6 protein-coding genes are annotated in these 5,113 nt (G+C 64.8%); 1 reads left to right on the top strand and 5 read right to left on the bottom strand.

What is annotated here, in order from left to right; all coding sequences use genetic code 11:
* The coding region (locus tag ACDELDRAFT_RS18910) for an esterase/lipase family protein (protein ID WP_005799627.1) at positions 1 to 655 on the top strand (655 nt) is incomplete at its 5' end.
* 45 nt (positions 656 to 700) lie between these two features.
* On the opposite strand, the gene ACDELDRAFT_RS25210 is transcribed toward ACDELDRAFT_RS18910, so the two are convergent.
* The 5 genes from ACDELDRAFT_RS25210 to ACDELDRAFT_RS18930 form a co-directional block, all read right to left on the bottom strand.
* Positions 701 to 844, bottom strand: coding sequence for a hypothetical protein (locus ACDELDRAFT_RS25210; protein ID WP_005799628.1), 144 nt, complete (start codon positions 842 to 844; stop codon positions 701 to 703).
* Between the two features lie 203 nt (positions 845 to 1,047).
* Positions 1,048 to 1,887: a phenylalanine 4-monooxygenase gene (phhA, locus tag ACDELDRAFT_RS18915; protein ID WP_005799629.1), complete on the bottom strand. Its 840-nt coding sequence runs from the start codon at positions 1,885 to 1,887 to the stop codon at positions 1,048 to 1,050.
* Positions 1,888 to 1,949: 62 nt separating this feature from the next.
* Complete coding sequence (locus ACDELDRAFT_RS18920; RefSeq protein WP_005799630.1) at positions 1,950 to 2,918, bottom strand: Bug family tripartite tricarboxylate transporter substrate binding protein; 969 nt, start codon at positions 2,916 to 2,918, stop codon at positions 1,950 to 1,952.
* Between the two features lie 71 nt (positions 2,919 to 2,989).
* Entirely contained in the window at positions 2,990 to 4,123 is a 1,134-nt protein-coding gene (hppD, locus tag ACDELDRAFT_RS18925) for a 4-hydroxyphenylpyruvate dioxygenase (RefSeq protein ID WP_005799631.1), read from the bottom strand.
* A 175-nt stretch (positions 4,124 to 4,298) separates the two neighbouring features.
* On the bottom strand, positions 4,299 to 5,113 hold an 815-nt coding region (locus tag ACDELDRAFT_RS18930), incomplete at its 5' end, for a lipase secretion chaperone (protein WP_100084468.1).

A 5,113-nucleotide genomic window follows, 5' to 3' on the forward strand; every position in this document is an offset into this window, starting at 1 on the left:
CTGGCGCCAGCCTTTTCGCCACGATGCGGTGCCCGACTGGCTGCCGCCCCTGCCGCCTGGGCAGACACCGCGCCGGGGCGTGGTGTTGGTGCATGGCTTTCTGTGCAACCGGGGCTTCTGGCTGCCGTGGATGGCGGCGCTGCGGGAACGCGGGCACGCCCATGTGGCGGTCACGTTGGAGCCGGCTTTCGGCTCGATCGACGATTACGCGGCCACGCTCGATGCCGCGGTGCAGCGGGTGACCCAGGCCACGGGCATGGCGCCGGTGGTGGTGGGCCACAGCATGGGCGGTCTGGTGGCGCGCGCCTGGTTGCGCACCCTGCCTGCGCAGGCCGCCGCCACGCGCGTGCACCGCGTCATCACGCTGGGCACGCCGCACGGCGGCACCTGGGCCGGCCGCTTTAGCCGGGCGGTGAACGGGCGCCAGATGAGCCTTGCGGGGGAGTGGGTGGGGGCGCTGCAGCGGGCTGAGCCTGCGGAGCGGGCGGCGCTGTTCACCTGCTGGTATTCGAACTGCGACAACATCGTTTTTCCGGCGAGCACGGCTGCTTTGCCGGGGGCGGACAACCGATTCGTGGAGGGGTTGGCGCATATGCAGATGGCGTTTGATCCACGCGTGATGCAGGCTTGTCTGGAGGAGATGGGGCGAGAATAGAGGGGCGTTTTTGGCTTCTGGTGCTTGTCTAGTAATCGGCAGCAGCTATTGTTTTATAGTCATTGCGGCGCGCGCCTGTCCGGTAAGGCTGGGCTTGTAGAAGTCGAAGTCGAAGTCGAAGTCGAAGTCGGGGTCGGGGTCGGGGTCCGTTCGCTGGTCTGTGCTGTGTGGCTGGTTTGGGGGCGGCATCCAGGTCTCCGCCCTCAACAAAGGCACGCCTTCTGAATCAGACGAAAAAAGTCCCGGCTTTGACAAACTCAACCTGAACGGTTGGGGTGGTACCCGGGCTTCGACAAGATCAGCCCGAGTAGCTTGGTGGTACGGCAGTAGCTGCAAAGAACAGAGCTACCGGAGCTTGAAAGACAAGCGCCAGCAGCCATTTCGATCAAAGCTCAAGTAGCTACAGCCTCCCGCGCATCCGCTGCAAACTCCGGCAGTCCCTTGAGCCGCTCATAGATCGGTGCAAAGTCCGCCGCCGTCATCTCGAACAACTGCTCAAAACTGCCGATGACGAAGTACGTCTGCTGGTACGTATCGATCTTGTAGCGCGTGCGCATCGTGCGCGCGAGCTGCAGCGGAATGCGCTGCGGCTCCGGACTCTGCACCGAATACGCCAGCTCGCCTGACGAACTCAAAATGCCCGCGCCGTATGCCCGCAGCTTCCCCGCCTCGCGGATCAGGCCGAACTCGATGGTGTACCAGTACAAGCGCGAGAGCATCTCGCACGCGCCCAGCCCCTGCGCCTTGAGGCCGCCCTGGCCGTAGCGCTGCACGTAGTCGGCAAACACGGGGTTGAACAGCAGCGGCACGTGGCCGAACAGGTCGTGGAAGATGTCGGGCTCGACGATGTACTCAAACTCCTCGGGCTTGCGGATCCAGTCCGTCACCGGAAACTTGCGGTGGGCCAGCAGCGTGAAGAACGGCACCTCGGGGATCAGGCCGGGCACGCCCACCAGCTCCCAGCCGGTGGCCTTGTAGAGGCGCTCGTTCACTTCTTCAAAACGCGGTATGTGGTCGCTCGCGCCCAGCGAAGGCAGGGCGTCGATGAACGCCTGGCTGGCCAGGCCTGGCAGCAGGGCACGCTGGCGTTCGTAGAGGCGCCGGTAGGTATCGTGGTCGGCGGCGGTGTAGCTCGCGTAGTCCTGCGGGCAGGTGTAGTCCTCGCCGGCACGCGAGTAGTCGCCACGGGGTGGGCGGGTGGATTGACCATAGACGACAGGGGCTTGTCCCATTTTGTGCTCCTTTGCCGTCGTGGTCGGCGCGCCCGGGGTGGCGCGCCACTGCCCGACGGCGGTTATTCGATCTTGATTTTTGCGGCCCGGATCAGAAACTCGTATTTGCTGTATTCCGAGCGCACAAACTGCGCAAACCCGTCGAGCGTGAGCTCTTCGGGCGTGATGCCCATCTTCTTGAACTTCTCCTTGCCAGCCGGCGAGTGCATGGCGGCCGTGAAGGCCGTGGCGTAGCGGCGGGCATCTTCATCGGGCAGCGAAGCCGGTGCGAACAGGCCAAACCAGGTGGACACGTTGAAGCCCTGCACGCTGTCGTTGATGCTGGGTACGTTGGGCAGTGCCTCGTTGCGGCTGAGTGTGGTCACGCCCAGCGCCAGCAGCTTGCCCGACTGGATCTGCGGCAGCGCCGAGGCCAGGTTGTCGAACACCATCAGCACCTGGCCCGACTCCAACGCCGCGAGCGCGGGCTTGGAGCCCTGGAACGGCGTATGGCCCATCTTGGTGTTGGTGAGCGACTTGAACATCTCGGCCGAGATGTGGCCGATGCTGCCGTTGCCGCCCGAGCCGTACTTGGCCTGGTCGGGGTTCTTCTTCAGGTACTGCACCAGATCGGTCGTGGTCTTGATGCCCAGCGTGGCAGCCTGCTGCGCATTCACCACCAGCACGTTGGGTGTGCGGGCTACGAGCGCGATGGGCTTGAAGTCCTTGATGGCGTTGTACGGAAAGTTCTTGTACAGCCAGGGGTTCACGGCGTGCGTGGCCACGGCGCCCATCACCAGCTGGTTGCTGGTCTTGGGCGACTTGGCCACCTGGTTGGCCCCGGTGCCGCCACCGGCGCCGGGCTTGTTCTCCACGGTGATGGTGCCCAGCTGGGCCGACGCGCCTTCGGCCACGATGCGCGCCGAGATGTCCAGCGGGCCGCCGGCAGGGTAGGGCACCACGATGGTGAGAGGCGCAGATGCGTTCTGCGCCAGCGCGGCGGTGGCCATGCAGGCTATGCAAACACTGAACAGGGTGCTACGGAGCGACATCGGGATCCTTTTGAGTTCCGGGGAGCGCGCAGTATAGGCACCGCTATAGGGTTTACCCCTGTAACTTGCTGTTACTTGGACAGGACGCCGCGGCGCATCTGGTCGAGTTCGATGCTCTCGAACAGCGCTTTGAAGTTGCCGTTGCCAAAGCCGTCGTCGCCCTTGCGCTGGATGAACTCGAAGAAGATCGGGCCCAGCTGGTTTTCGCTGAAGATCTGCAGCAGCAGCTTGCCGGCCACGCCGTCGATGAGGATCTTGCGCTGTTGCAATTCGGCCACCGGCTCGCCATGCCCGGGGATGCGCTTTTCGACCAACTCGTAGTAGGTGTCGGGGGTGTCCAGCAGGCGCACGCCGCTGGCGCGCAGCTTGTCCACGGTGTCGTAGAGGTTGCCCGATCCCATGGCGATGTGCTGGATGCCCTCGCCCTTGTACATGTCGAGGTACTCCTGGATCTGGCCGGCTTTTTCCTTGCCCTCTTCGTTGATGGGGATGCGGATTTTGCCGCAGGGGCTGGTCATGGCTTTGCTCTTGACGCCCGTGACCTGGCCTTCGATGTCGAAATACTTGATCTCGCGGAAATTGAACACGCGCTCGTAGAAGTCGGCCCACTCGGCCATGCGGCCGCGGTGCACGTTGTGCGTGAGGTGGTCGATGTAGGTGAGGCCGTGGCCCACGGGGTTCAGGGCGTCTTCGGCGCTCACGCCGGGCAGTGGTTCGAAGTCCACGTCAAAGAAGCCGATGTTGCCGATGTCGCCTGGTTGGGCGCCGTTCTTCCCGCGCCAGCGGTCCACCAGGTAGATCAGGCTGTCGCCCACGCCCTTGATGGCCGGGATGTTGAGCTCGCCCGGGCCTGCCGTGCCGGCATAGCCCCAGGCGCCCAGGCCCAGCGCACGTTCATAGGCGGCCTTGGTGTCGTGCACCCGGAAGGCAATGGCGCACACGCTGGGGCCGTGCAGGCGGGCAAAGCGCTGGGCAAAGCTGTCGGGCTCGGCGTTGATGATGAAGTTGATTTCACCCTGGCGGTACAGCAGCACGTTCTTGTGGCGGTGGCGAGCCACGGGCCGGAACCCCATGCTCTCGAATACCTTGCCCATGGCGTGGGGGTCAGGGGCCGCGAATTCAATGAATTCGAAGCCGTCCGTGCCCATGGGGTTATCCCAGGCGGCCGCGTCCTGGGTGGCCTGCTGGGGCAATGCTGCGTTCATGGTGTCTCCGGTCAGAAAATGAGGAATGGCTTGCACTGTAGGCGCGCCACCCTTCATGTTTCAGGCGATTTGGAGATGGAAATCCGGCTGGTTTGCAGGAATGCTGCGTCATATCAATAAATGGCGCATGTGATGCGAGGATGATGTTGCGCCTTTTTTTGCCCGTGCCTTGCACTCAGGGCCTGCGCGCGCCGTCCTGCTGCTGGCGCAGGGCCAGTGCCGCGGGCAGGCGCAGCTGTTCCTCGGGTGTGAAGAGTTGCCCTCGCACCTGCTGCAGGGCCGCCGCGTCGCGGGTTTGCGCCTGGGCCTGGCGGTACTGGTCGAGCCGGCCTTGCCAGTTTTTCTCGTCGCGGTCGAGCTGGGCCAGGGCGTGGGCCGCTTCATCGCCGTACTGGGCACTGCGGGTGGCATAGCGGGCCCGCTCGTCGATTCCCTGGGCGTCGAAGTCCTGAGTCTGCCGGGCCACTGCCATGTGGACGGTGGCCGTGGCGCGTTCCGCCTGGCGCTCGGGGGACAGGCCCGCCTGGGACTCGCGCAAGGCATGCTCTTTCTGGTCCGGCGTCAGCGCGGGGTTGCGGGCAATTTCCAGCTGGGCCAGAGTGTACTGGTCAAGCTCGGCCTCGCGCCCGAAGAGCGCCTGGTATTCGTCATCCTGGAAATGCTGGTGGCGCAACTGCTCACGCGCCGCCAGGGTTTTGCGCAGCACGGCGGGATCACCGGGGTCACCCGAAGTGCGCAGTTGCCCCAGCGCCACGCGGTAATCGACGTAGCGTTCAGCCATGGCGAGCGCTCGGGCAGCAAGCGGGGCAGGAAAGTACCGCCCTACCAGCGCGGCAAGGCGCTGCTTGAGCGTGGCGGGGTCGCCCGCGTCGCCGGCTTCGAGCAGCATCGCTTCGAGGGTGTCGCGCAAGGTGCTGTCGAGAAAAACGTCGTGGTGGTCGGGTGGGGCGGGCATCCCGGGCGTGCGGGCGTGTTTCTCTCGGCCATCGG

The sequence above is a fragment of the Acidovorax delafieldii 2AN genome, from assembly GCF_000175235.1.
Classification (GTDB): Bacteria; Pseudomonadota; Gammaproteobacteria; order Burkholderiales; family Burkholderiaceae_C; genus Acidovorax; species Acidovorax delafieldii_B.

What these genes read in the sequence shown, in the direction of transcription:
- ACDELDRAFT_RS25210 (WP_005799628.1), bottom strand. Translation starts at nt 844, where the DNA reads ATGCCGCCCCCAAACCAGCCACACAGCACAGACCAGCGAACGGACCCC.
- phhA (WP_005799629.1), bottom strand. Translation starts at nt 1,887, where the DNA reads ATGGGACAAGCCCCTGTCGTCTATGGTCAATCCACCCGCCCACCCCGT.
- ACDELDRAFT_RS18920 (WP_005799630.1), bottom strand. Translation starts at nt 2,918, where the DNA reads ATGTCGCTCCGTAGCACCCTGTTCAGTGTTTGCATAGCCTGCATGGCC.
- hppD (WP_005799631.1), bottom strand. Translation starts at nt 4,123, where the DNA reads ATGAACGCAGCATTGCCCCAGCAGGCCACCCAGGACGCGGCCGCCTGG.